Below are 23,306 nucleotides of genomic sequence, written 5' to 3'. Positions count from 1 at the left end.
GCATCGACCGGTTGACGGCGTAAGATGGAAGCATGGCATCTGACGCAGCGCATATCGACGAAGAATCTAACGAGGCCCCCGCAACCGCAGCGCGCGCCGAAGCCCGCACGGGCGGGCGCGAGCGCCTTTGGTCGCCCTTGTTCGTGGCCATCGTGGCGGCAACCCTGTGCTGCTTCATGGTGGGACAGGGCCTCAATTCGGGGACCTCGGTGTTCCTCGCACGCATGGGAAACAGCGCCGCCTTCGCCGGCGCGCTCGCCGCCGTGTTCTCCGCCTCGGCCGCCGTGGCGCGCATCGTGTGCGGGCCGCTCGTGGATCGCGCCGGACGCCTGCGCGTGATGGCGGTCGGGGCGGTGCTGCTGCTGGTCGGCACGTTGCTTCCGGCCCTCAGCGCGAACGACACCGTTTTCGTGGTCTGCCGCATCGTGCAGGGCGTGGGCTTCTCCGCAGCCACGACGGCGTCGGCCACCGCAGCCGCCGACGTGCTGCCGCGATCCCGCTTGGGCGAGGGCATCGGCTATTACGGGTTGGGGCAGGCGCTAGCCATGTCGGTGGGCCCCGCCTTGGCATTGCTGCTGGTGAACACCGACCCCGCCGCCAACCTCTATCTCGGCCTGGCGGGCATCGCCGCGCTCTGCGTGGTGCTCACCGCGTTCTGCCGTTACGAGCGCAATCCCTCGCGTCTGCCCGCCACCGCGGCGTACCGGCGCCTCTTCGAAGAGCGCGAGCGCAGGGCCGCGGACGCGAAGCCGGAGGAAAGCGGCGAGCGCGGCTTGCGGCGCATATTCGAGCCGAGCGCCCTTCCCGGCGCGCTGCCGATGCTTGTGCTGAGCCCCGCGTTCGGGTTCGGCATCTTCTTCGCTGGGCTGTACGGCACGACGCTCGGCGTGGGCAATCCCGGCCTGTTCTACACGCTTTCGGCTCTCAGCATGATAGCCGTGCGCCTCAAGTCGAAGTCGTTCATGGACCGCGTGGCGCCCATCAAGGTGTTCACCGCCTCCACCGCATGCGGGCTCGCCGGCTTTGCGCTGCTTTTCGCCGCCGGCGCGAGCGAGATCGCGTATTACGCGGCCGGCATCCTGTACGGCGCGTGCCTGGGCGTGAGCATGCCGCTCAACCAGTCAGTGGCCGTCAAGAACACGCCGCCCGAGCGTTGGGGCGCCGCGAACGCGCTGTACCTGCTGGCGAGCGACATAGGCATCGGCATAGGCTCCGCCATATGGGGCGTGGTCAACGATGCGGCAGGCTTTCCCGTCACCATCTGCTGCGTGATGGGTTGCATCCTGGTCTCCTGGGTCGTGGCCTGGTTCTCGTATCCGAAGCCCGCGCGCCCGCGATAGGTTTCAAGAGCGCGGTCGAGCGTGAGCTCGGGATCGACGATCTCGTCGATGCGCTCGGAGCCCACTTGAGCAAGCCACAGCTTGAACGGTTCGGCTTTCTTGGAGGGGGTAGACTGGACGATGCGCAGGATTTGCTCAGTAGTTGCCACGTCCGTCATGCGCATTTTTCCATCGGAAGCCTTCATTTTCAAACCGTGACAATTTGTCACGGTTTGATTTCCCTCTTCAAGCAAGCGCTGCTTGAGCTTGCGCCAATAGGCGGCGGGATCCTTGCTTTCCGTCTAGGCACCAACCACGTCGACGACTGAGAAATACCACTCCTGCTCGTCCTCGTTCCATGCGGAACGTATCTCTTGGCTCTTGAACAGCTTCACGGAAGAATCGACCATGATTCCCTCCTTCGGTCCTCGGCGTTTTGGACGGGAGGGTGCTTGGTCGAGCACAACGCCATACGATTATCGATGACTTCAGTATATCATAAAACGAACTGATGTTCTATATGAATTAGTAGGGCTCGTCCAAGTTCGCATGCGCTTGCGCATCGGCGTCCAAGGGAAAGAACCTGCCGGCACGGTAGCGGTCGAGGGCCACGAGGGCGATCATGCCGGCGTTGTCGCCGCAGGCGCTCATGGGCGGAAGCGTGAGGCGCACGCCCAGTCGCTCGCACAGGGTCCGGTAGGCGTCGCGCAGCACGGGATTCGCGGCCACGCCGCCGCCGAGGCAGAACGTGGGCGCGCCCGTCTGTTTGAGGGCGGCCTCGGCCTTCTTCACCTGCACGTCCACCACCGCCTGCTGGAAGCTGGCGGCGATGTCGGGGATGTTGAGCTCGCGCCCAGCGGCGCGCTCGTTGTTGATGTAGGTGACGACCGCCGTCTTCAGTCCCGAAAGCGAGAAGCGCAGATCGCCCGAGTGCATCATGGCGCGCGGGAACGCGATGGCCTTCGGGTCGCCCAGGGCGGCTTGCTTCGAGATGACGGGCCCGCCGGGATAGCCCAGGCCGAGCGCTTTTGCCACCTTGTCGAACGCCTCCCCCACCGCGTCGTCGATGGTGGTGCCGAGCGTAACGTATTCGCCCCAGTCCTTCATGTGCACGAGCATGGTGTTGCCGCCCGACACGAGCGACACCACGGCGGGCGGCTCGAAGTCGGGCGCGCCGATCTTGTTCGCGTACAGATGCCCTTCGAGGTGGTTCACGCCGATGAACGGCTTGCCGGCGCCCCACGCCGCTCCCTTGGCGAACGCCACGCCCACCACGAGCGCGCCCATGAGGCCGGGCGCATAGGTGACGGCCACGGCGTCGAGGTCGGCCCACGTCAGACGTTCGAGCCCCAAGTGGGCGGCCGCCACGTCAAGGCACTCGTCGCATACGCCGCAGACGGCCTCGATGTGCTTGCGGCTGGCGATCTCGGGCACCACGCCGCCGAAGCGCGCGTGGAAGTCCACCTGCGAGGCCACGATGTCGGCCACGAGGTTGCCCTCTCCGTCCACGATGGCGGCGGCCGTCTCGTCGCACGACGATTCGATGGCCAAGACGAGCGGTCGCGCGACGGCGGGGCTCGGAGCCTGCGCGCGCTCGGCCGCCTCCGCACGAGCCGCATCGACCTGCAACTCCATGCCCGCCACATCATGCGAAGCCAGAGGCAGCGGGCCCTCGAGGATAAGGGCGTCCTCGCCGTCGGAATAGTAGCGCGGGCGCGTGCCCAGCGCGCGGAAACCGAGCGCCTCGTAGAACGCCTGCGCGCCGGCGTTGCCCGCGCGCACCTCGAGCGAGCACATGGCGGCGCCCAAATCGCGCGCATCGGCCGCCACGCGCGCCAGCAGCTCGCGCGCGATGCCGCGTCGGCGCTGCGACGGGTCGACGCCCACCTTGAGAATCTGCACCTGCCCGTCCACGACCCACCCGCCGGCGTAGCCGACAAGCCTATCGCGTTCGTACGCCGCCCACCACACACGATCGCCGCGGGGCAGTTCGTCGGCCACCAGGTTCACGTTCCAGGCGTCGCTGCCCATGACCTGCGATTCCAGTGCGGCCACGTCGGCCGCGTGCGCGGCGTCGAGCGGTTTGTACGTGATGCCGTCTGCGGCGGGGCGCGCGTTCAGAATGGCGGTGTCGTGCATGCTCGCGCGCTGGTCGCGGCGCAAAGCCACGTCCTGCACGCCGGTGGCGAGGTTCTTCGGATCGTTCTTCGCCAAGCGGATGCGCTCGTTCTCCTCGGCATCCGACAGGCGCGTGTACACGGGGAGCGCGAACGCGGGGTTGTGTCGAGCCGCATCGAAGGGATCGGCCTCCCCCGCGCGCCAAGCAGCCTGCAGCGCAAGCAGCAGCCCGCGCCCCGTGGGCGCCCACAGCTCCTCCGGCAGCGCCTCGCCCGCCGACGAGAACAAATCGGCGTACTTCGCCAACCCGTCCCCCGCCAGCAACAGCGCCGGGGAATAAGCTCGAGAGCCCTCATCGACAGGGTCGGCTGGGCAGGGCTCACCAAGCGAGTTCCGCAGCGAAGCGAGGACTGTCTGAGCGACTGAGCCCTGCCCAGCCGACTCGGACAGGTCGTCCCTCCCGGCCAATTCCCCGGCCGCTTCTTCCGCCTTCAGCACGCGGTCCGCCTCGAGCCGCCGCGCGCCTTCGTCCGAAAGAAGGTAGCGCACCGGGTACACCTCTTTGCGCATGGCGTCGGCCACCACGGCCAGAGACCCCCGCACGCCCGCGAACCGGGCGTTCCAGGCAACGGCGTCGAGCGACGACACGCCCACCAGCCCCACGCCCAGCGCCGATGCGACGCCTTTGGCCGTGGCCATGGCGATGCGCACGCCCGTGAACGACCCCGGCCCGCGCCCCACGACGACGCACGCCAGCTCGTCGCGCGTCACGCCCCGCTCGGCGAGCAGCGCGTCGATGCGCGGTAGAAGCTGGGTGTTCGAGGCTCGATGCGCCGACGCCTCCACCGAGGCCGCGACCTCGACCGCCCGGCTTTCGGCATGCAGCGCGCCCAAACCGATGGCGATGACCTCGTTGGCCGTGTCGAACGCGAGCGCATAGCGCGGCGCATCTTGAACGCCCGCAGCGGCGGCATCGGCCGCGCGCTCCGGACGGAACCGTTCCTCGCTCACCCGTTGCACCCCGCTGCCTTCATGAGGCGCGACTTGGAATCCTTCGCCCATACGAACAGGAGCTGCCGCGCGCGGTCGCCGAACGACTGCGCGAGCACCTGCCGGTTGCCGTCGTCGTCCACAGTGATCGAGATTTCCAGATAGCCGTACGGCAAAGACGAGGGGAATTTCTCCCCCCATTCCACGAACGAGGCGCCGTCGCCGTCGATGGTCTCGAAATAGCCGATGTCCTCCAGCTCGTCGGGATCCTCCAGCCGGTACAGGTCGAAGTGGTACAGGGGAAGCGCACCGCCCGGGTATTCCAGCAGGATGTTGAACGTGGGGCTGGTCACCTGGTCGCGCACGCCAAGACCCGCCGCCACCCCCTGCACGAACTGCGTCTTGCCCGCGCCGAGGTCGCCCGAGAGCACGATGACGTCGCCCTCGTGCAGATAGGGCGCCAGCGTGGAAGCCAGCTGCTTCGTCGCCTCCGGGGAGGTGGTTTTGCGCGTGTAGGTAAGTCCGGTAGCCATAACGCATATGATACGCCAACGCATCCGCGCAGGCCACGGCATGCGCAGGGAAACGGGAATCCTTCATCGCGCCAGCCGCCGCCCCTGCAAGGGCGCCTCGCCGCTGCCGACGTGGACAAATTTTCGTCGCATGGCAAAAAACGCGCTTCGACCAAGGCCCCTGATGCACTAGTTCGAGAAGAAAGGCCAGGTGGCTGGATTTCCAGATCTGGAATCTCATTTCGCACAGGCCATAGCTCTGTTTTTGTCCATGACTCTGCTGATGGTATCTCATGAGACCTGGCTGCCTTGCCCACATTCCGCATGCGAAACCCACTCGCCAACCGTAGTTTCATGCAAAGCGGCGAAATGCCCATCGCGGAACGCGTCTTTTGCACTATCATCGCAACAAGCAACCAGAACACGACAGGAGGCACCCCATGTACGAAGAACGCATCGAAGCCGTCGTGCGGAATCTCGAGCGACGCGGCCTTTCGCAGATGCTCGCATGCGATCCGCGATCCATCCAGTACCTGACCGGCGCGTACGTCGAGCCGGGCGAGCGCTTCCTGGGCCTTGCGCTTTCCGTGGGCCGCAAGCCGGTGCTGCTGCTGAACGAGCTGTTCGGCGCACCCGACGGCATCCCCTGCGACGTGCGCGCCTTCAAGGACACCGACGACCCGCTGGCGCTCGCGGGCGAGCTGTTCGACCCCGCGCGGCCGCTGGGCTGCGACAAGAACCTGGCGGCCCGCTTCCTCATCCCGCTCATGGAGCGCGGCGCGGCGAGCGGCTTCGTGCTGGCATCCGACGCGGTGGACGACGCGCGAGCCATCAAGAGCGCCGCGGAGCGCGACCTCATGCGCGCCGCCTCGCGCACGAACGACGCGGGCATGGCGCGCTTCAAGGAGCTCGTGCACGAGGGAGTGACCGAGGCCGAAGTGGCCGGCCAGCTGGAGGGCATCTACCGGGAGCTGGGTGCGCAGGGGCACTCGTTCGCGCCCATCGTCAGCTTCGGGAAGAACGCGGCCGACCCGCACCACGAACCCGACGGCACGCGCCTGGCCGCCGGCGACGTGGTGCTGTTCGACGTGGGCTGCCGTCAGGACGAGTACTGCGCCGACATGACGCGCACGTTCTTCTTCGGCGAGCCGACGCCCAAGCAGCGCGAGGTGTACGAAACGGTGCGCCGCGCCAACGAGGCGGCGCAGAGGCTGGTGGCGCCCGGCGTGCGCTTCTGCGACATCGACGCGGCGGCCCGCAACGTCATCGAAGAGGCGGGCTACGGCCCGTACTTCACGCACCGGCTGGGACACCAGATCGGGCTGGACGTGCACGAACCCGGCGACGTCTCGGCGGCGCATGACGCGCCGGTGGAGGCGGGCATGTGCTTCTCCATCGAGCCCGGCATCTACCTGCCCGGAGAGTTCGGCGTGCGCATAGAGGACCTGGTCATCGTCACCGAAGACGGCTGCGAGGTGCTGAACGAGCACCCGCACGAGCTGGAGGTGCTTTCGTAAGGGCAACCGGCGGTTACGGTTTGCGCTTCATGCCGGCTCGCCGGCCCGCGGCCTTGGCGTCGTGGAGGCGCTTGCAATCGGGGCAAACGCCGGTGAGGGCGAGGGCGCGGGCGGCGTCGGCGTTGCCTTCCTCCTGCTCGAGCAGGGAGCTGGCGTACTCCACCTCCTTGTTCGTGGCGTAGTAGCGGCCGCACGAGGCGCACTCGCGCAGGGCGAACAGGCAGCGTTTCGGAGGCTCGGGGTCGTCGGCGAACGCCGCTGCGCCCCCGGCGCCGCCGGCCACCAGACCCATAGCGCCCGTGGGACAGGCGGCGGCGCAGCGGCCGCACCAGGTGCAGTCGTACAGGTCGAGCGTCCACACGAGCATGCCCTCGTCCTCGTCGACGAAGATGCGGATGGCGGTGGTGTCGCACGCCGCAGCGCAGGCGGCGCAGGCGATGCAGCGGCCGAAATCGTGATGCGGCTTGCCCTGGTCGGCGGAAACCCGATCCGCGCCGCTTCCGCCGACCGCGCCCTGCGAGCGCACCGGCGTGCGCGGTTGGCCGTGCGAGATGGAGTTCGGCACGCGCGGTTTGACGGGACTCATGGGCGCGCCTCCTCGTCGACGTCGGCCGCCTCGAACGCGGCTTCGGCCGCGAGCAGCTCAGCCAGCTGGGCGGTGCCCTGCATGGCGACGTTCGTCTTCTCGATGGCGTCGATGCGGCGTTCGCGCGCCAGATGGCTGAGCGCCCCCTCGTCCATCAGCGACAACGCCTTCGTGGGGCAGGCGGCGATGCAGCGGGGGCCGTCGGGCGCCTTCGCGCACAGGTCGCACACCACCACGCTCGTGTACGCTCCCGTTTCCTTCTGGCGCAGCAAGCCCGCGGAGCGCGCCGACGACGCGCGGCTGTACGGCGCCGCCTTCACGTGCGCCGTCGAAGGCGACGAGGGGTAGACGGCGCCGAACGGGCACACGAGCGCGCACAGCAGGCAGCCCGTGCAGCGCGCCTCGTCCACCTGCAGGCGATCGCCTTCCTGGTAGATGGCCCCTTCGGGACACACCGACAGGCACGGCGCGCCCTCGCACTGGTGGCAGGTCACGGCCGCTGAAACGTCGCGCGTCTTCACGAGCGAGATGCGCGACGCCGGGCGCAGCGCGCGCTTGCGATGCGCCTCGCTGCACGTCACCCGACACGCGCCGCAGCCGATGCAGCGCGACGGATCGGACACGACGAAGCGGTTCATACGAGCGTCTCCTCTTCGCCGTCCGCGTAGAGCGCGCGGCCCGCGACTTCGGCCTCGTGCGGGGCGAACGCGCTGGGCGGAGGGGAGGAGCTGGCGGGGTCCGAGGAGTTGTTCGCTGTCGCCGCGCGGGATCCTTCGACTACGGCGGCTGCGCCGCCTTCGCTCAGGATGACAGAGTTGGGGTCGGCCGCGTCCGCTGCCGGTTCCGCATTCTCCGGCGGGTTCTGTCGGTCGGCTTCGGCGGCCAGGCGAGCCTTGAGCTCGGCGTACGCTTCCGCAAGGCGCTCCTCGGCTCCGCGTTGGTCGGCGATGGCCTCCACCTGGCAGGCGCTGTACTTGTCCTCGGGCGTGCCCGACTCGCCGTCCACCGCGTGCAGCGTGAGCTCGTTGCACTTGCCCACCCACCACTGGTAGGTCATGTACACGGCGCCGCCGTTGATGCGCTCGTCGATGGCCGCGCGCGCGACGATCTTCCCGCGGCGCGACGTCACCTGCACCAGCTCTTCCTCCTCGATGCCGCGCGCCTCGGCGTCGGCCGGGCTCATGCTCACGTAGCCGGGCTCGTCGGCCAGCGCGGCCAGCGCCTTGCAGTTGCCGGTCATCGAGCGGCAGGAGTAGTGCCCCACCTCGCGCACCGTGCACAGCACGAGCGGGTAGCGCTCGTCGGGCTCTTCGGTGGGCGGGCGCCAGTGCGCCGCCTGCAGATGCCCCTTGCCGTCGGGCGTGGTGAACGCGCCGCCGGCGTACAGCTCGGACGTGCCGTGGTTGTCGGGGTCGTCAGCCGCATCCGCGTATATGGGCCACTGCGCGTAGCCTAACCCCGCCATCTTCTCGTAGGAAGCACCGGCGAACTGTGGGCAGAGCGAGCGCACCTCATCCCATATCTCGCGCGTGTTCTCGTAATGCATGGGATAGCCCATGCGCGTGGACAGGTCGGCGAATATCTCCCAGTCGTGGCGGCACTCGCCCTTAGGCAGCAGCGCGGCGGTGGTGAGTTGGAACGAGCGGTCGGACGCGGTGTACACGGCGTCGTGCTCGCCCCACGACGTGGCGGGCAGCACGACGTCGGCCAGCGCGGTGGTCTGCGTCATGAAGATATCCTGGCTGATGAGCAGGTCGAGCCCTTCCAGCGTTTTCCGCATCTGCGCCGTGTCCGGCTCGGTTTGCAGCGGGTCCTCGCCGAAGTTGTAAAACGCGCGGATCTTCCCCTCGGCCACGCCGTGCGGCAGGTCGGTGAGCTTCCATCCCTCCTGGAGCGACAGGCGCTCCTCGGGAACGCCCCATGCGGCGGCGAACTTCGCGCGCACGGCCGGGTCGTCCACGCGCTGGTAGCCGGGATAGAGGCTCGGCCACATGCCCATGTCGCACGAGCCCTGCACGTTGTTCTGCCCGCGCACGGGAGCGAGGCCGCTGTTCGGGCGGCCGATGTGCCCCGTGATGAGCGCGAGCGCCGCGATGGCGCGCACGGTCTGCACGCCCTGCGCGTGCTGGGTCACGCCCATCCCCCAGCCCACCACGGCCGAGGGGGCCTTGGCATAGCGGCGGGCGGCGTGGCGGACGAGCTCGGGCGCGAGGCCCGTGACGTCGGCCACGTCCTCGGGCGCGTACTCCTGCACCACTTCCCACCACGCGTCGAAGCCCTCGGTATGGTTGTCGATGAAATCCCAATCGGCCAGGTCCTCGTCGATGATGGTGTAGGCCAGCGCGTTCACGAGTGCCAGGTTCGAGCCGTTCTCCAGCGGCAGGTAGAGGTCGGCGATGCGAGCGGACTCGATGACGCGCGGGTCGCACACGATGAGATCGGCGCCGCGCTCCTTCGCCTTCACGATGCGGCGCGCCACGATGGGGTGGCTGGCCGCCGGGTTGTAGCCGATGAGCAGGATGCAGTCCGTGCGCTCCAGCACGGGGATGCTCACGCTCATGGCGCCCGACCCCACGCATTCCATGAGTCCGATGACGCTGGCCGCATGGCAGGTGCGCGCGCAGTTGTCGATGTTGTTCGTGCCCAGGCACGCGCGCGTGAACTTCTGCATGACGTAGTTCGCCTCGTTGCCGGCGCCGCGCGAGGAGCCGGTGAGCATGACGGCCTCCGACCCGCTCTCCTCGATGATGGCGCGCAGGCGCGAGGCTGTGAAGTCGAGCGCCTCGTCCCAGCTCACGCGCTCGAGCGGCGCGCCCTTCTCGCGGCGGATCATGGGGTGGTAGATGCGCGGGGTGAGGATGCGCGTGTCGTTGATGAAGTCGTAGCCGTAGAGGCCCTTCAGGCACAGCTCGCCCTCGTTCGTGATGCCGTCCAGACCTTCTGCCTCGATGACCAGGCCGTTTTCCACCACCAGGTTCATCTTGCAACCGGCGCCGCAGTACGGGCACACCGCCATATGCTTCTCCATGAGGCTACTCCCCCTCGTCTAGGTCTGCGTTGAGCTCGATGGTGCTGTAGGCCGCCGCCGCGCGGGCGGCGGCTTTCCGCTTGGCCTGCTTGCCGCGCTCCAGCATCTGCGGGTCGATGAGGCGCAGGGCCTTCGTGGGGCAGGCCGCCACGCACGCCGGGCCGTCCGCATGGTCGACGCACAGGTCGCACTTGATGACCGTCGACAGCTTGCGGCGGCGCTTCTTCGCCTTCGCGCGGTCGCGCGCGCTGGGTTTGGGGGCTTTGGCTGTAGCAGGTTGCCGATTGTCATCCTGAGCGGAGGCGCGAAGCGCCGGAGTCGAAGGATCTCGGGCTGCGTCAGCCGTAGCGCTTCCTGCTGTCGCCGCGCGGGATCCTTCGACTCGCCGCGCTCGCTCAGGATGACATTCGTCGGCTTCCGGCTCGGGGGGCGCGGGGCGGGTGACGATGTCCACCGCGCCGTAAGGGCAGGCCAAGACGCAGTTGCGGCAGCCGATGCACTTTTCCGGATGCACGCCCACATGCTCGTCGTCGGTGTAGAGACACCCCGTGGGGCACGCGTCGGCGCAAGGGGCCTCGGCGCAGTGGTGGCAGCCCACCGGCGCGGATATCGTGCGCGTGGTGACGAGCGTGAGGCGCGGCACGGGCACGTCGCCCGGCGCGTCGTGGCGCATGAGGCACGCGGCCATGCAGGTTTTGCAGCCGATGCACGTGCCGGGGTCGGCGATGACCAGCTTGCGGCTTGTCGGATAGGCTCCGCGCACGCTAGCGCCCTTCCCCGCCGCGCTCCGCGAGCGCCCGTTCGGCGGCCGCCACGGTGTGGGCCATGGTCATGGACGTGGTGACGGTGCCGATGCCGCCCGGCACAGGCGTGATGGCGCCCACGATGGGCTCCACCCGGTCGAAGTCCACGTCGCCGCACAGGTTGCCGTGCGTGTCGAAGTTGATGCCCACGTCGAGCACCGTCTGGCCGGACGCGAAGTAGTCGGAGTCGAACGCGCGGGCGCGTCCCGTGGCGCAGATGACGATGTCGGCCGAGCGGCAGATGCCCGCAAGATCGTTCGAGCGCGAATGGCAGACGGTGACGCTGGCGTTGCGCCGCAGCAGCATCATGGACACCGGCTTGCCCACCACCAGGCTGCGTCCCACCACCACCACGTGCCTGCCCTCCAGCGGCACGCCGTAATGCTCGAGCATCTCGATGCACGCGGCGGCCGTGGACGGCGGGAAGCCCGCGTGCCCGTCGGTGAACACGGCGGCGAGCGAGGCCAGCGTGATGCCGTCGACGTCCTTGCGCGGATCGAGCACCTCGCAGGCGCGCGCGTCGTCGATGAACGCCGGCAGCGGGCGGAACAGCAGGCAGCCGTGGACGGAGGGATCGTGGTTCACCTCGTGAAGCGCCGCCTCGAGCGCCTCTTGCGGGGCGAACTCGTCGAGCACCACCGAGCGAACGGCGATGCCGAGCGACTCGGCGCGCTTCTTCGCCGTGCGCTCGTAGGACAGGTCGTCGGGGCGCTCGCCCATGCGCACGATGGCGAGCGTGGGCACGATATCGGCGCGTCCGAGCGCCTCGATGCGCGGGGCGAGGTCGGCGGCGATGCGCTCGACCACGAGCTTTCCCCTCAATTGTTCAGCCATATGCGCCTTTCCCGCTCTGCCCCGCCATGCGGGGCGACTGCTTGCGAAAGGACGATTTTACCCTATGTGGGCCATGACGTACTCAAGCGTTTCGTCGGCGCGGGAATTACCCCGCTCGACGAGCTCGTCCGCCTCGTCGCGGAACCGCGCGGCCAGTTTCTCGTCCTCGAGCGACGCCACGTTGATGTACACGTTGAGGCTGGCCGCCACGATGGCCGAGCACGCCAGCGTCGCCGCCGCCCCCGCATCGGACACCGCGAGCCTGCTGCCGTTGCGCGCGAGGAAATCGGCCTGCTCGAGCACGTCGGCGCAGGCGCGCATGATGGCGAGCGGCGCCTCGCACGCTCCGCCGAGCGCCGCCTGCACGGCGGCCTGCTTGGCGGCGAGCTCTTCCGGCGCGTCCTTCGGCATGCGGTAGGCCGCCGCCAAGGGCTCGAACGCGCGCGCATCCTCGTCTATGAGGTCGAGCAGGCGCCCCCGCAGCTCGGCGAGGGCCGCCAGCGCATCCTGCACCTCGCCCTCGACCGCCGCGTAGGTCTTCTTCCCCACCGTGAGGTTCCCCACCATGGAGGCGAGCGCCGAGGCCAGCGCCCCCGCGTAAGCCGCCGCCCCGCCGCCGCCCGGCGTGGGCGCGGAGCTGGCCAGCTCGTCGATGAAAGTCGTGTCCATCATGGTTCCTCTCTGCGCGGTTCGGTCCGAGTCGTCGCCTGCCATGATACGACACCGCCGCAGCGAGCGCCAAGCGCCCCGCGAAACGCGCACGAACTCGATGACGTCGAAAACAGGGTTGAGCTAGCCCCATCCCCAGGGGGCTCGTGCCATTTATTCCAACGTTGCCGGAAAACCACCTTGCAATACGGTTTTATGCAGCACAAGTCTCGCTTCTGCTGAGTAACGAAAGGGAGCGCCCTTTCTCGCATCGCCTTGGCAACGTCTCCTATTTCAAACAAAAAGGGCGGTAATGTTCGTGATTGCGAACATTACCGCCTATGAAACGATCGTCCCGGTCCGAGACCGGCAAGCCGACCGAACCTAGAACAGCCCTGAGATCTTCCCCGTCTCGTCAACGTCTATCTTGAACGCGGCGGGGGTCTTGCCCAGACCAGGCATGGTCATGATGGAGCCGGTGAGCGCCACCACGAAGCCGGCGCCGGCCGACACCTTCACCTGGCGCACCGTCACCGTGAAGCCGCGCGGCGCGCCCAGCTTCGTCGCGTCGTCGCTGAACGAGTACTGGGTCTTGGCCATGCACACGGGCATGCCGCCGAAGCCGAGTGACTCGAGCTGCGCGAGCTCCTTCTTGGCGGCCGGCTCAAACGTCACGCCGTCGGCGTGGTAGATGCGCTTCGCAATAGCCTCGATCTTCTCGGCCAGCGTCAGGTCGTCGTCGTAGGAGAACTCGAACGTGCTCGCGTTGCGGCCCTCGGCATCGCCCTCGTCGCACAGGCGTACCACCTCGGTCGCCAGCGCCTGGCCGCCCTCGCCGCCCTTGGCCCACACCTCGGACAGGGCCACGTTCACGCCCAACTCGCGGCACTTGGCCTCCACCAGGTCGAGCTCGGCCTTCGTGTCCGTGGGGAACGCGTTGATGGCCACCACGCACGGCAGGTGGTACACCTGCGTGATGTTCTCCACGTGCTGCAGCAGGTTGGGCAAGCCCGCTTCCAACGCCTCGAGGTTCTCCTCGTTGAGGTCGGCCTTCGCCACTCCGCCGTGGTTCTTCAGCGCGCGCACCGTGGCCACCACGACCACCGCGTCGGGCTTCAGGCCGGCCAGGCGGCACTTGATGTCCAGGAACTTCTCCGCGCCCAGGTCGGCGCCGAAGCCGGCCTCCGTCACGCAGTAGTCGCCCAGCGCCATGGCCATGCGCGTGGCCATGATGGAGTTGCAGCCGTGCGCGATGTTGGCGAAGGGGCCGCCGTGCACGAACGCCGGCGTGCCCTCGAGCGTCTGCACGAGGTTCGGCTTGAGCGCGTCTTTGAGCAGGGCCGTCATGGCACCTTCGGCGTGCAGGTCGTGCGCCGTGACCGGCCGGTCATCGTAGGTGTAGCCCACCACGATGCGGCCCAGGCGCTCCTTGAGGTCGCTGATGGAGGTTGCCAGGCAGAAGATGGCCATGACCTCGCTGGCCACCGTGATGTCGAAGCCGTCCTCGCGCGGCACGCCGTGGGCCTTGCCGCCCAAGCCGTCCACGATGTTGCGCAGCTGGCGGTCGTTCATATCCACCACGCGCTTCCACGTGATCTTGCGCACGTCGATACCCAGCTCGTTGCCGTTGTGGATGTGCGCGTCCAGCAGCGCCGCCAGCAGGTTGTTGGCCGCCCCGATGGCGTGGAAGTCACCCGTGAAGTGCAGGTTGATGTCCTCCATGGGGATGACCTGGGCGTAGCCGCCGCCGGCCGCACCGCCCTTGATGCCGAACACGGGGCCGAGCGACGGCTCGCGCAACGCCACCACCACGTTCTTGCCCTGCTTCGCCAGCGCGTCGGCCAGGCCCACCGTCGTGGTGGTCTTGCCCTCGCCGGCCGGCGTGGGGTTGATGGCCGTGACCAGGATGAGCTTGCCGGGCGTGTGCTCCACGTCCTTGAGCAGGTTGTAATCCACCTTCGCCTTGTTGGTGCCGTACATCTCCAGATACGATTCCGGCACGCCCGCCTTCTCGGCGATGGCGCTGATGGGCTCAGGAGTAGTCGCCTGGGCAATTTCGATGTCGCTCAACACGTCGGGCCCTTCCTTTCGTCGGCTTCCGAAAGGGGAAAGGCCGCTGCCCGCCCCCTTCTCTCGTCTGCTTGCATTCTACTGGTTTTGCCCGCCGCGACCACCCCTTTTCCCGCAAGGGCCATCAAATGCCAGCAATCGGGAAAGACGCTTCCGGTTTCCACTGGTTTTTCGGCAGATTGGCGGTTTTTGCTAAAAAAGGACGTTTATGCATGATCTTTTCCAAGGATAATAAAAACGGCGTTCACCTCATCAGGCATTTTATATAATTACCTTATCAGTAATATTATAAAAACGTCGATAATTCATTCACAACGTCATTTTTTAGCAGAAACAGCTGTCCGCCATCAAAACCTGCATCAAAGCGTACCGGTTCGTCCCGCGTGCGGGCAAGCCGACGGGTCCGATCGACGCCTCCCATTAAGCCGGAACGCTTCCAAGGGCCGAGCGTTGCCGCAACAGTGGGTTTTGGCAAAACGCCATGAATCATGTCCTAATGGCGAACTCTTTTGTTTGCTTTAATAAATGATTTGGATGATGCTCGCAGCACGCTCCGTCTTATTCAGAAGGATCAATCACCAGTGAATCAGGCGGGATTTTTCTATTCGCGGGAATAAGAGCAAGCGTGTATCCGGTGATTCGCCCTATTGCAGCCACTGTTGAACATTCCGAGCTGCCTGGTCGTTGCAAAGTTGAGCTTATCCAATTCGCAGACCGCCCCAGTTCGGTCGAGACGGCGCGCTGACTATAGCCCGAATGGTCAATCATGGTTCTTATGGCTTCGTTCGTGTCCATCGCACGCCTCTCTTATCAAGATGCATGATAAGAGAGGAATCTCTCGATCTGAAGAAATGACTAACTGTAGTTGTTCAAACAATTAGAGTTGTGTATACTATCTGGAGGAAGCCTCAGAGGAAGGTCGGTTCAAGCATGGGAAACCAGCGGAAACGGAGACGTATACCTTCAGAAAATCGCCAATCTGTACCTATCCATTTGATCGACCTTATTGACAGGGTCGAGATGGGCGCAAACGAACTCTCGCAAGCGACGGAATACGCGTACATCGCCATGTCGGCTAATGCGGATTATGCGAGCGAATACGCAGCGGGAATGCTTGCCGCGCTCTCGCTGCTGGCACAAAAGCTTCAAAGCGACGTCGAAGAGCTTTCACGTGAAATACGGAAGCTTCGCGCAAGCTATAATACGGAGTCCGGCTCTTCCCCCCAGCCGCCTACGAACAGCTTCCAGCAAAAGCCGGAAACAACCATCGAAGACAGAAGAAATGCCCTTGAGCACGGGCTAAATCTGCACAACCAGCTTGAACTAGCTCTGGATCAACATCGAAAACCGCAGACCGGCTTAACCGACAAGGAACTTCTAGGAGAAGCCGTACGATCACGTTGGGAGGAACAGGGCATCTTATAACCCCCAGCTCCCGTTATCCGTGCGCCTCGAACCTTTGCCGGCTATCGCTCCGCGCTACGCGGGCATGACCCACGAGGCTTCCGGGCGGGCGATGAGGCGGGCGTTGTTGTACGCCATGTCGAGCGTCAGGCATGTGCGGGCGGAGTAGTAGCCGTCTTCGCGCTGCAGCGCGAGCGCCAGTTCCGGCTCCTCCCCTATCAAGCACAACGGCAGGAGCAGCTGAATGCGCCCGTTGAAGTACTGGGGAACCGCCAGCATGTAGTTCGCGGCCACGCGCTGCTCGGCCTCGGCGACGGCGCCCACGAAGGCGCGGCGCAGCAGCAGCCGCCATTCAGGCTTCCTCAGCTCCTCGGGTACGCGTTCGAGGTTGCGTTCGTCGCCCAGAATGTGGTCGATATTCGGCCGGATCTCCAACCGGTGGTCGTAAATGAGGTCGGCGGGGTCGTCGAAGAAGCGGGCGCGATCGGGCAACGCGTCCACCACCTCAAGTCGCGGCGAGCTCTTCTTGAAAAACCCCGTCTGGTACCACGGCTGGCGATCCTCCCGTTGGTTCGGCTCGAAAAGGCAGTAGATGTCTTCGTAGCGCTCGGTGTACAAGCCGGTGTTGATGCACGCGCAATCCTCGCGAAGATACAGAATGCGGTCGCGCGCTATTCTGGGGGTCCCAGCGTCGAGCGCGTTGTACTCCGACGCGATCTTCTTGAACAGGTAGCGCAGGTAGTTGGCGAGGACGGCGTTCCCCTCGCCCCAGTTTTCGGACGCGGCGAGGTCGGCGAGGTCGCTCAGGCGCGCACCACCCGCCGGCGACACGTAGAAACTAGGGCAGTAGGCGAATTCGAACAGGTCCTCGGGGACGTCTTCCCGGATGCTTTCCTGGGCGTTTTGCACGCGCGCCTCCTCGCTTTCCACGGCGGCCTTAAGCCGCTCCGCCGTCCTGCGCCTCGTGGATCAGCCGCAGCCCCTCGAGGGTCAACTCGGGATTGATGGCGGTGATGGTGCCGGACAGCTCGGCAACGCGCGGGGCGAGGCCGCCCGTGGCCACCACGGGGGCTTCGTAGCCCAGCTGGGCGAAGATGCGCCGCACCAAGCCGTCCACCCGGTCGGCCTCGCCGTACACGATGCCGGCCTGGATGGCCTCTTCCGTGCTGCGGCCGATGGCCGTGTGCGGGTCCACCAAATCGATGGCCGCCAAACGCGTGGCGCGCGAGAACAGCGCCGCGGCGCTCGTGTCCACGCCCGGCGCGATGACGCCGCCGATGAACCGCCCCTCTCGGTCGATGACCTCGATGTTCGTGGCCGTGCCGAAATCGACCACCACCACGGGCGCGCCGTAGAGGGCCCGCGCCGCCACGGCGTCGGCCACGCGGTCGGCCCCGATCTCGGCAGGATTCGCGTACGTAGTGGGAAACAGGGCTCCGGCGGACGCGGCCGTGCACACGAGCACGTCGGCGTCCAACATGCGGTGCAGTGCCGCGCACCATGCCTGCGTGAGTTGAGGCACCACCGAGGCGAGCGCCGCGCCGCGCACATCGGCGAGCTGGATGCCCTCGGAAACGAGCAGCGGGAACACCTTCGCACGCAGTTCGTCAGATGTGTGGTTTTTGTTGGTGGCCACGCGCCACATGTGAACGAGTACCGAGCCATTGTACACGCCTACCACGGTTTGGGTGTTCCCCACGTCGATAGCAAGTAACATGTTTTTGACAAACCCCCTCGAATGCAGGCGAAACGGATGCAAACGGATATAGTTTCGATTGATTATTATACCAAGCGGGCATCCAACCGCCTCTATCTGACTACGCACTCGTAGAAAGGTATCACATGAACGATACACCGAACCGCATTCTCGTCGTCGACGACGAGCCTTCCATCACGGAATTCGTGAGCTACGCCTTGAAGAAGGAAGGCTTCTACACCGATGTGGTCGACAACGGCGAAGAGGCTCTGGCCCTGGCGACGAAGAACTCCTACGACCTGTTCGTGCTCGACATCATGCTGCCCGGCATGGACGGTTACGAGCTGTGCCGCAGGCTGCGCTCGAAGACCACCGTGCCCGTGCTGTTCCTGTCGGCGCGCGACACCGAGCTGGACAAGGTCGTGGGTCTGGAGATAGGCGGCGACGATTACCTGGCGAAGCCCTTCGGCGTGCGCGAGCTCATCGCCCGCGTCCGCGCGCTGCTGCGTCGCGGCTCCGGCGGCGACTTCCCCGGCGCGAGCCACGCCATCACGGCGAGCGGCATCACACTGGACGAAGACGCCCACACGGCATCGGGCGAGCGTGGCGAGATCGACCTCACGCCGCGCGAGTTCGAGCTGCTTGCCAGCCTTATGAAGAACGCCGGCAAGGTGGTTTCGCGCGAGGATCTGCTGCGCGATGCGTGGGGCTGGGAATACTTGACGGAAACCAAGACCGTCGACACCCATATCAAGCGCCTCCGTGATAAGATTGAGGGTGCCGGGTACGATCCCGGTCTGGTGGAGACGGTTCGCGGATACGGGTACAGGTTCAAACAATAAAAAGGCTGCAGACATACTTCTCCCTGCTGGCAACGCTGCTCATGCTGTTCGCCGGCGCCTTCATCGTGTTCATTTGCTACATCGCCCTCGGCACCACGCCGAGGGCGTTTCTGCTCCTTATTCCCGGAGGCATGATCACGTTCGTGCTCAGCCTGGTCATCGGGCACTTCCTTGCCGAGCCGCTCAACGTGCTGGTGAAGAAAACCCAAGCCGTGCGCTCGGGCGTCGACGTGTCGCTCGCCCCCGACGGGCGCCTGCACGAGGCCGACGAGCTGTCGCTCACCATAAAATCGCTTGTTGAGAAGACGCGGTCGCAGCAGATCGACCTGGCGCTCAAGGAGCACCGGCAGTCGGCTTTCGTAAGCGACGTGGCCCATGAGCTGCGCACGCCCCTCACCGCCATCCGCGGCAACGCCGAGATGCTCCTCGATCCCGACATGCCCCCCGAGCTGCACGACAAGTTCTGCTCCATCATCGTGGCGGAAACCGAGCGGCTGAGCCGCTTGACGAACGACCTGCTGGCGCTGCAGCGCATTGAGGACGACGACACCCCCTTCGAGCTGTCGCGCGTGAACCTGAACGCCCTTGCCCACAGCGTGCTCGACGCGTTGGAGCCCATTTTGCGCGACCGCGAGGCCAACACGCGGATCGTGGGCGAGGCGCCCGACGTGCTGGGCAACCCCGACCGCCTCAAGCAGGCCGTGACGAACCTCGTGGAGAACGCGAGCCGCTTCATCAACCCGGGCGGCCACATCGTCATCGAGCTGTTCGGCCTGCGCGGCAACTCCATCCTGGCCGTGAAGGACGACGGCCCCGGCTTCGGCGACGTCGATCCCAAACTGCTCTTCGACCGCTTCTACCGCACCGACGCCTCGCGCAGCCGCGGCACGGGCGGCACGGGCCTCGGGCTGGCCATCGTGAAGTCCATAGCGGAGGCGCACGACGGCACGGTCGAGGCCATCAACCTGCCCGACGGCGGAGCCTGCTTCATCGTGGCCATCCCGTCGATTCCGAGTAGCACGGCGTAGCGGACGACGGTTCGGCGCCGCACCCTGCCGGTCTTTCAGCGGAGGCGCGCTTGGGGCTTTCTGCCACCTCATGCGGAGCTCACGGCACTATTTCCGGCACCCTATTCGCCAGCATCATGCAACAGCCTCCCTGTACCGTTTCGTCGTTTTTGCAGAACGACAAAGTGTCGTGATATCGCGCATCACGAACGACGGTTCGCCTATAATGGAATCTCGGCTCCAATAATCTTAAGGGGGAAGATTCCACATGAAGGTCAAAAAAGCGCACGTGCGAACCATGCTCCCCGTAGCCTCCGCCGGCCTCGCATGCTTCTGGGCTTGGTTCTACTTCGCGCTATTAAGCCCTTACCCGGCAGAGCATGCCGGCAAGGAAGCGTCTCTGTACTTGAAGCTGGCGTTTCTGGTGGGCATGGTGGCCGCCATGCTGCTCGTGTACGCGAAGCGCGATCTGTTCAGCCGCACGGAGCGCGACCCGCTGCCTCGTGCCGCCGCGCTCCTGACGCTGCCGTTCGGACTGTTCAACATCATGGCTCACTACCTGACCGTATCTCCGGCGGCTTTCGCGATAGCTTGGTTCTTGGCAGGTTGCGGGTTTTCGCTCATCTTCCTCCTATGGCCCAAAGTGTTCATGGTGGGCTGGCAGAAGGATGTGGGGGCGTATTTGTCCGCCAGCGCCTTGGCAGGTGCCGTGATCTACCTTTTCGCTTGCGAGTTGAGACCGCCCTACGGCGACGTTATGCTCGTGCTGCTGCCACTCGCATCGTTGACCGTGCTCCAATACGTGCGCACCCATATCGTGGGAAGCGAGCAGGAACCCGAAGCGCCGCTCGAGCAAACGCGCCTGTTCCCGCTTACCGGCTTCACCGTGGCCGTGTTCGGCGCGCTGTTCGGCATTGCCCTGTACCTGCTGTGCGCCAACCTAAGCGCCGTGGACCCGCTCGCCATCGCCGCAGCCATCGCGTGCGGCGCAGGTTTGCACTTGGCGCTGAGCGTACTGGTGAAGCGCTATCTGCCGTTCGGCACCGCAGAGAAGCTGTCGTTGCTGCTGTTGGTAGTGGGCTTTCTGGGGCTGGCGTTCCTGGGGCCAAACCTTATGCTGGTATGCTGCCTGTTCATCCTGGGCGTGTACGTGTATCTTGATTTCTCGAACATGAGCGCCCTCGTGGGTTTCGCGAGCGGCCATCCTTCGCCGTTCTGGCGCATCGCCCGCGGACAGCTGGTGCTACCGGCAGGCATGATCACAAGCTGGATCGTCTGCATGGTCATCGAGCACACGAACCCGAGTTTGTTCGCATACGTGCCCTATCTGGCGCTCGGCCTGCTGCTGGCCTTGGCGCTGTTGGCCGCCTTTGTACCGTTCAAGGACAACACGTTCGCCGACAAGACCGTGAAGGGAGAGATCGTGGAGGGCGGCTACTTCAAGCAGCGGTGCAACCAGGCGGCGCAGAACCATAAGCTATCCAACCGCGAGCAGGAGATCCTGTACTATTTGGCGAAGGGGCGCAACGCCCAGTTCATCGCCGACGAGTTGAATATCTCCGCATACACGGCCAAGACGCACGTGTACCATATCTACCAGAAGATGGGCATCAACTCGCAACAGGAGCTCATCAGCATCGTGGACTCCACGGAGATCGTGTACCAGTAGCACTCGGTCAAGCGGCGAGCGGCCTCAAAGACAAGGGCTTGTCACCGTCGAACGCGTCGCCTGGAAGCACGGCGGTCACCCCGTCCGAAGCCTTGATTTGAGTGGCGAGGTGCGCGGCGGCTTTGAGGCCTACGGCTTTTACGGCGTAATCGCCCGGCTCGAGAGCGAAGGTTCGCGTTCCGCTGTCCGTTCCCTCGCAGACGACTTCCACGCGTTCGCCGTACTTCACGAGCACGGTTTTGAAATCGCCCGCGGTGACGGTTTGATCGTAATCGACGACGACCTCTCCTCCGCCTTCGGGAACGGACAGACGCAGCCAAGCCCTCGTTCCGGTGAACTCGTCGATACTCATATTGTCGGGAGGTTCGCCCCTCCACTGCACGGCAGTGTACGTGTCCCCTTCTTGGGCGATAAGCTTGTCGTCGGGATAAGCTGCAGCTTGAACCGAGTTGGCCAAACCGCCGCAGCCCGTCAGGGCGAGGCACAAGGCGGCGAGCACGGGGATCACGAGGCGCTTCTTGTTCATCGGGCTTCTTCCTTCGGCGGGGAGCGGCGTCGCAGGCGATTGTCCCACCTTTTGCCCGCACTGTCCACGTCGGACGGCGCGGCGGCCGGCCGTTCCCGCAATAAGCGCTCTTTGCAGGGGCGGCCTGCTGCCTGCGGCGACTTGGCCGCGCGACGCTCAGTAACCCACCGCCGCCACGAGCGGCGCGAGCACGGTGGCGTGCAGCGCCACCATGGCGACTGTGGGCAGCACGCCCGCCTTGAAGAAGTCGACCATCTTCCAATACCCATGACGGAACGACAGCATGTTGTTGCTGTCTACGCCCATGAGGAACGTCGTGGACGCGTTCACCGCCACGATGACGGTGAACACGACGGGGCTCACGCCGAACGCCGCCGACATCGACGCCAGCGGAATGAGGCAGATGGCGATGAACGCCGGCCCTACGGGAATAACCAAGCGCAGCAGCGGCAGCAGCGCCGCCGTGGCGCCCACGATGGCCGTGCCGCTCACGGCGAGCTTGCCCACCGTGGAGCCGAACAGCCAGCTGGCCGCCCCCTGCTCCTTCACGCCGCCCGACAGCGACTGCACGCAGCCGATGAGCAGCACGATGTTCCACGACACCGACGCCGTGTACTCGCGCCACGTGAGCACGTCGAGCCCCGGCAAAAAGAACAGCACGAGGCACAGCACGGCGATGGCCGTGGCGTCCCATCCGGTCCAGTTGCTGGCGATCCACAGAGCGAACGTCGCCCCCATGATGCCGAGCACCTTCCAATCGAGCGCCTCCAGCTTGCCCACGGCGCGGCCTTTCTGCTCGATGCAGGCCATGGTGGCCGCCGAAATGGGCTCCGGTCGGAACACGAGCGTCACCGACAGCCAGCACACCACCAGCAGCACCAGCGCGATAGGCATGCAGATGGCCGTCCAATCAAGAAACGAGATGGTGATGCCGGTGTTGGCGGACAGCACGTTCATGGCCATGATGTTCATGGCGCTGCCCGACGGGATGGACTGCCCGCCCACCACAGACGCATAGGTGATGCCGATCATGAGCGCTCGCCCCAGGTTTGACTTTCCGGGCTCGCATCCCTCGATCTTCAGGATGCTCGACACCGCGATGCCGGCGAACAGCGCCGTGCACGGCAGGTCGGAGATGAAGAACGACAGCACGGCGGCCGACAGCATGAACGCGCCCACCGTGGCCCGAGCGTTACCCTTCGTCAGCCGCATGAGCGCGAACACGATCTTCGTGGGCAGCTTCGTTTTCAACAATGCCGCCGTGATGCCGAACGACGCCAAGATGAAGAAGATGACGCTGCTGATGAACCCGCTCCACACGCCCCCGTTGAACTCCAACACGCCGAACACCGGCATGAGCACCATCATGACGAGGCCCGCTATGGCCACGGGAACCGGCTCGGTCACCCACAGGAAAATGCCCGCCACCATAAGCGCGAGCGACATCTTACCCGCTTCGGTAAGCCCCTCCGGCGTCGGACCCAGCCACGCCGCCGCAACCAGCACCACGGCCACCGCCACGCAGAGCGCTCGCTTAACCATGGAAGCGCCATCGTCCCCGCGCTCTTCGCCGCCTTCTTTCCGACTGCCGTGTCGCGTGCTGTTCTTCCCCACTGCGTTCATTGCGACCACCCCCTGCAAGCACGTTCGGCCATTGAAACGATGCCGAGCCGTCCGAGGCGCACATCTTGCCTTCTCGGCACCGCTCGAGCGCCCACCATAACGTGAACGCCGCGA

The 23,306-nt window shown here is 65.8% G+C and carries 20 protein-coding genes; 6 read left to right on the top strand and 14 right to left on the bottom strand.

Features of this window, described 5'->3' with window-relative positions; translation table 11 throughout:
• Positions 1-32 precede the first annotated feature (32 nt).
• Entirely contained in the window at positions 33-1,340 is a 1,308-nt protein-coding gene (locus C1878_RS02080; protein ID WP_158539662.1) for an MFS transporter, read from the top strand.
• Between the two features lie 504 nt (positions 1,341-1,844).
• Here the strand turns inward: C1878_RS02080 and tsaD are convergent.
• Positions 1,845-4,448, bottom strand: coding sequence for a tRNA (adenosine(37)-N6)-threonylcarbamoyltransferase complex transferase subunit TsaD (gene tsaD, locus C1878_RS02070; protein ID WP_114600121.1), 2,604 nt, complete (start codon positions 4,446-4,448; stop codon positions 1,845-1,847).
• The gene (gene tsaE, locus C1878_RS02065) at positions 4,445-4,960 is read right to left on the bottom strand and encodes a tRNA (adenosine(37)-N6)-threonylcarbamoyltransferase complex ATPase subunit type 1 TsaE (protein WP_114600120.1); all 516 of its coding nucleotides are present in this window, start codon (positions 4,958-4,960) and stop codon (positions 4,445-4,447) included. Before tsaE ends, tsaD begins: the two co-directional genes overlap by 4 nt.
• Positions 4,961-5,379: 419 nt before the next feature.
• On the opposite strand from tsaE, the gene C1878_RS02060 reads away from it, so the two are divergent.
• Positions 5,380-6,456, top strand: coding sequence for a Xaa-Pro peptidase family protein (locus tag C1878_RS02060; protein WP_114600032.1), 1,077 nt, complete (start codon positions 5,380-5,382; stop codon positions 6,454-6,456).
• Between the two features lie 13 nt (positions 6,457-6,469).
• Here the strand turns inward: C1878_RS02060 and C1878_RS02055 are convergent, their stop codons facing one another.
• The 8 genes from C1878_RS02055 to C1878_RS16420 all read right to left on the bottom strand — a co-directional run bounded on the left by C1878_RS02055 (position 6,470) and on the right by C1878_RS16420 (position 14,915).
• A complete protein-coding gene (locus C1878_RS02055) occupies positions 6,470-7,042 on the bottom strand; it encodes a 4Fe-4S dicluster domain-containing protein (protein ID WP_114600031.1) in 573 nt (190 codons plus the stop codon).
• On the bottom strand, positions 7,039-7,680 hold the full coding sequence (locus C1878_RS02050; RefSeq protein ID WP_114600030.1) for a 4Fe-4S dicluster domain-containing protein: 642 nt from the start codon (positions 7,678-7,680) through the stop codon (positions 7,039-7,041). Before C1878_RS02050 ends, C1878_RS02055 begins: the two co-directional genes overlap by 4 nt.
• Positions 7,677-10,070: a formate dehydrogenase subunit alpha gene (gene fdhF / locus C1878_RS02045; RefSeq protein ID WP_114600029.1), complete on the bottom strand. Its 2,394-nt coding sequence runs from the start codon at positions 10,068-10,070 to the stop codon at positions 7,677-7,679. The genes C1878_RS02050 and fdhF overlap by 4 nt, the downstream gene beginning before the upstream one ends.
• A 4-nt stretch (positions 10,071-10,074) precedes the next feature.
• Positions 10,075-10,833 (bottom strand): 4Fe-4S binding protein, encoded by a 759-nt coding sequence (locus tag C1878_RS02040; RefSeq protein WP_114600028.1) that lies wholly within the window; start codon positions 10,831-10,833, stop codon positions 10,075-10,077.
• 1 nt (position 10,834) lies between these two features.
• Positions 10,835-11,707 carry a bifunctional 5,10-methylenetetrahydrofolate dehydrogenase/5,10-methenyltetrahydrofolate cyclohydrolase gene (locus C1878_RS02035; protein WP_114600027.1) on the bottom strand — a complete coding sequence of 291 codons (873 nt, stop codon included), beginning with the start codon at positions 11,705-11,707 and terminating at the stop codon, positions 10,835-10,837.
• 57 nt (positions 11,708-11,764) lie between these two features.
• Positions 11,765-12,379: a cyclodeaminase/cyclohydrolase family protein gene (locus tag C1878_RS02030; RefSeq protein ID WP_241963572.1), complete on the bottom strand. Its 615-nt coding sequence runs from the start codon at positions 12,377-12,379 to the stop codon at positions 11,765-11,767.
• A 360-nt stretch (positions 12,380-12,739) separates the two neighbouring features.
• Positions 12,740-14,428 (bottom strand): formate--tetrahydrofolate ligase, encoded by a 1,689-nt coding sequence (locus C1878_RS02025; RefSeq protein WP_114600025.1) that lies wholly within the window; start codon positions 14,426-14,428, stop codon positions 12,740-12,742.
• Between the two features lie 283 nt (positions 14,429-14,711).
• Positions 14,712-14,915 carry a hypothetical protein gene (locus tag C1878_RS16420; RefSeq protein WP_147272889.1) on the bottom strand — a complete coding sequence of 68 codons (204 nt, stop codon included), beginning with the start codon at positions 14,913-14,915 and terminating at the stop codon, positions 14,712-14,714.
• A gap of 440 nt (positions 14,916-15,355) precedes the next feature.
• Here C1878_RS16420 and C1878_RS02020 point away from each other — a divergent pair, with 440 nt between their 5' ends.
• Positions 15,356-15,850, top strand: coding sequence for a hypothetical protein (locus C1878_RS02020; protein ID WP_147272888.1), 495 nt, complete (start codon positions 15,356-15,358; stop codon positions 15,848-15,850).
• A gap of 54 nt (positions 15,851-15,904) precedes the next feature.
• On the opposite strand, the gene C1878_RS02015 is transcribed toward C1878_RS02020, so the two are convergent.
• On the bottom strand, positions 15,905-16,738 hold the full coding sequence (locus C1878_RS02015; protein ID WP_158539660.1) for a DUF3825 domain-containing protein: 834 nt from the start codon (positions 16,736-16,738) through the stop codon (positions 15,905-15,907).
• Positions 16,739-16,766: 28 nt separating this feature from the next.
• Positions 16,767-17,546, bottom strand: a complete 780-nt coding sequence (locus tag C1878_RS02010) for a type III pantothenate kinase (RefSeq protein ID WP_114600022.1) — start codon at positions 17,544-17,546, stop codon at positions 16,767-16,769.
• A 125-nt stretch (positions 17,547-17,671) separates the two neighbouring features.
• Between C1878_RS02010 and C1878_RS02005 the strand changes: the two genes are divergently transcribed.
• The 3 genes from C1878_RS02005 to C1878_RS01995 all read left to right on the top strand — a co-directional run bounded on the left by C1878_RS02005 (position 17,672) and on the right by C1878_RS01995 (position 21,043).
• Positions 17,672-18,367, top strand: a complete 696-nt coding sequence (locus C1878_RS02005; RefSeq protein WP_114600021.1) for a response regulator transcription factor — start codon at positions 17,672-17,674, stop codon at positions 18,365-18,367.
• Between the two features lie 110 nt (positions 18,368-18,477).
• Complete coding sequence (locus C1878_RS02000) at positions 18,478-19,395, top strand: cell wall metabolism sensor histidine kinase WalK (protein WP_114600119.1); 918 nt, start codon at positions 18,478-18,480, stop codon at positions 19,393-19,395.
• A 247-nt stretch (positions 19,396-19,642) separates the two neighbouring features.
• Positions 19,643-21,043, top strand: coding sequence for a response regulator transcription factor (locus C1878_RS01995; RefSeq protein WP_114600020.1), 1,401 nt, complete (start codon positions 19,643-19,645; stop codon positions 21,041-21,043).
• Between the two features lie 7 nt (positions 21,044-21,050).
• Here the strand turns inward: C1878_RS01995 and C1878_RS01990 are convergent, their stop codons facing one another.
• The gene (locus tag C1878_RS01990) at positions 21,051-21,569 is read right to left on the bottom strand and encodes a hypothetical protein (protein WP_114600019.1); all 519 of its coding nucleotides are present in this window, start codon (positions 21,567-21,569) and stop codon (positions 21,051-21,053) included.
• A 156-nt stretch (positions 21,570-21,725) separates the two neighbouring features.
• Positions 21,726-23,111, bottom strand: a complete 1,386-nt coding sequence (locus tag C1878_RS01985; protein ID WP_158539659.1) for an SLC13 family permease — start codon at positions 23,109-23,111, stop codon at positions 21,726-21,728.
• Positions 23,112-23,306 lie beyond the last annotated feature (195 nt).

It is taken from the genome of Gordonibacter sp. 28C (assembly GCF_003339845.1).
GTDB lineage: Bacteria > Actinomycetota > Coriobacteriia > Coriobacteriales > Eggerthellaceae > Gordonibacter.
Note: the sequence above shows the minus strand (reverse complement) of the source record. Positions and strands in the feature narration are given on the sequence as shown.

What these genes read in the sequence shown, in the direction of transcription:
- C1878_RS02080 (WP_158539662.1), top strand. Translation starts at nt 33, where the DNA reads ATGGCATCTGACGCAGCGCATATCGACGAAGAATCTAACGAGGCCCCC.
- tsaE (WP_114600120.1), bottom strand. Translation starts at nt 4,960, where the DNA reads ATGGCTACCGGACTTACCTACACGCGCAAAACCACCTCCCCGGAGGCG.
- C1878_RS02060 (WP_114600032.1), top strand. Translation starts at nt 5,380, where the DNA reads ATGTACGAAGAACGCATCGAAGCCGTCGTGCGGAATCTCGAGCGACGC.
- C1878_RS02055 (WP_114600031.1), bottom strand. Translation starts at nt 7,042, where the DNA reads ATGAGTCCCGTCAAACCGCGCGTGCCGAACTCCATCTCGCACGGCCAA.
- C1878_RS02050 (WP_114600030.1), bottom strand. Translation starts at nt 7,680, where the DNA reads ATGAACCGCTTCGTCGTGTCCGATCCGTCGCGCTGCATCGGCTGCGGC.
- fdhF (WP_114600029.1), bottom strand. Translation starts at nt 10,070, where the DNA reads ATGGAGAAGCATATGGCGGTGTGCCCGTACTGCGGCGCCGGTTGCAAG.
- C1878_RS02035 (WP_114600027.1), bottom strand. Translation starts at nt 11,707, where the DNA reads ATGGCTGAACAATTGAGGGGAAAGCTCGTGGTCGAGCGCATCGCCGCC.
- C1878_RS02030 (WP_241963572.1), bottom strand. Translation starts at nt 12,379, where the DNA reads ATGATGGACACGACTTTCATCGACGAGCTGGCCAGCTCCGCGCCCACG.
- C1878_RS16420 (WP_147272889.1), bottom strand. Translation starts at nt 14,915, where the DNA reads ATGATTCATGGCGTTTTGCCAAAACCCACTGTTGCGGCAACGCTCGGC.
- C1878_RS02020 (WP_147272888.1), top strand. Translation starts at nt 15,356, where the DNA reads ATGGGAAACCAGCGGAAACGGAGACGTATACCTTCAGAAAATCGCCAA.
- C1878_RS02010 (WP_114600022.1), bottom strand. Translation starts at nt 17,546, where the DNA reads ATGTTACTTGCTATCGACGTGGGGAACACCCAAACCGTGGTAGGCGTG.
- C1878_RS02005 (WP_114600021.1), top strand. Translation starts at nt 17,672, where the DNA reads ATGAACGATACACCGAACCGCATTCTCGTCGTCGACGACGAGCCTTCC.
- C1878_RS01995 (WP_114600020.1), top strand. Translation starts at nt 19,643, where the DNA reads ATGAAGGTCAAAAAAGCGCACGTGCGAACCATGCTCCCCGTAGCCTCC.
- C1878_RS01990 (WP_114600019.1), bottom strand. Translation starts at nt 21,569, where the DNA reads ATGAACAAGAAGCGCCTCGTGATCCCCGTGCTCGCCGCCTTGTGCCTC.
- C1878_RS01985 (WP_158539659.1), bottom strand. Translation starts at nt 23,111, where the DNA reads ATGGTTAAGCGAGCGCTCTGCGTGGCGGTGGCCGTGGTGCTGGTTGCG.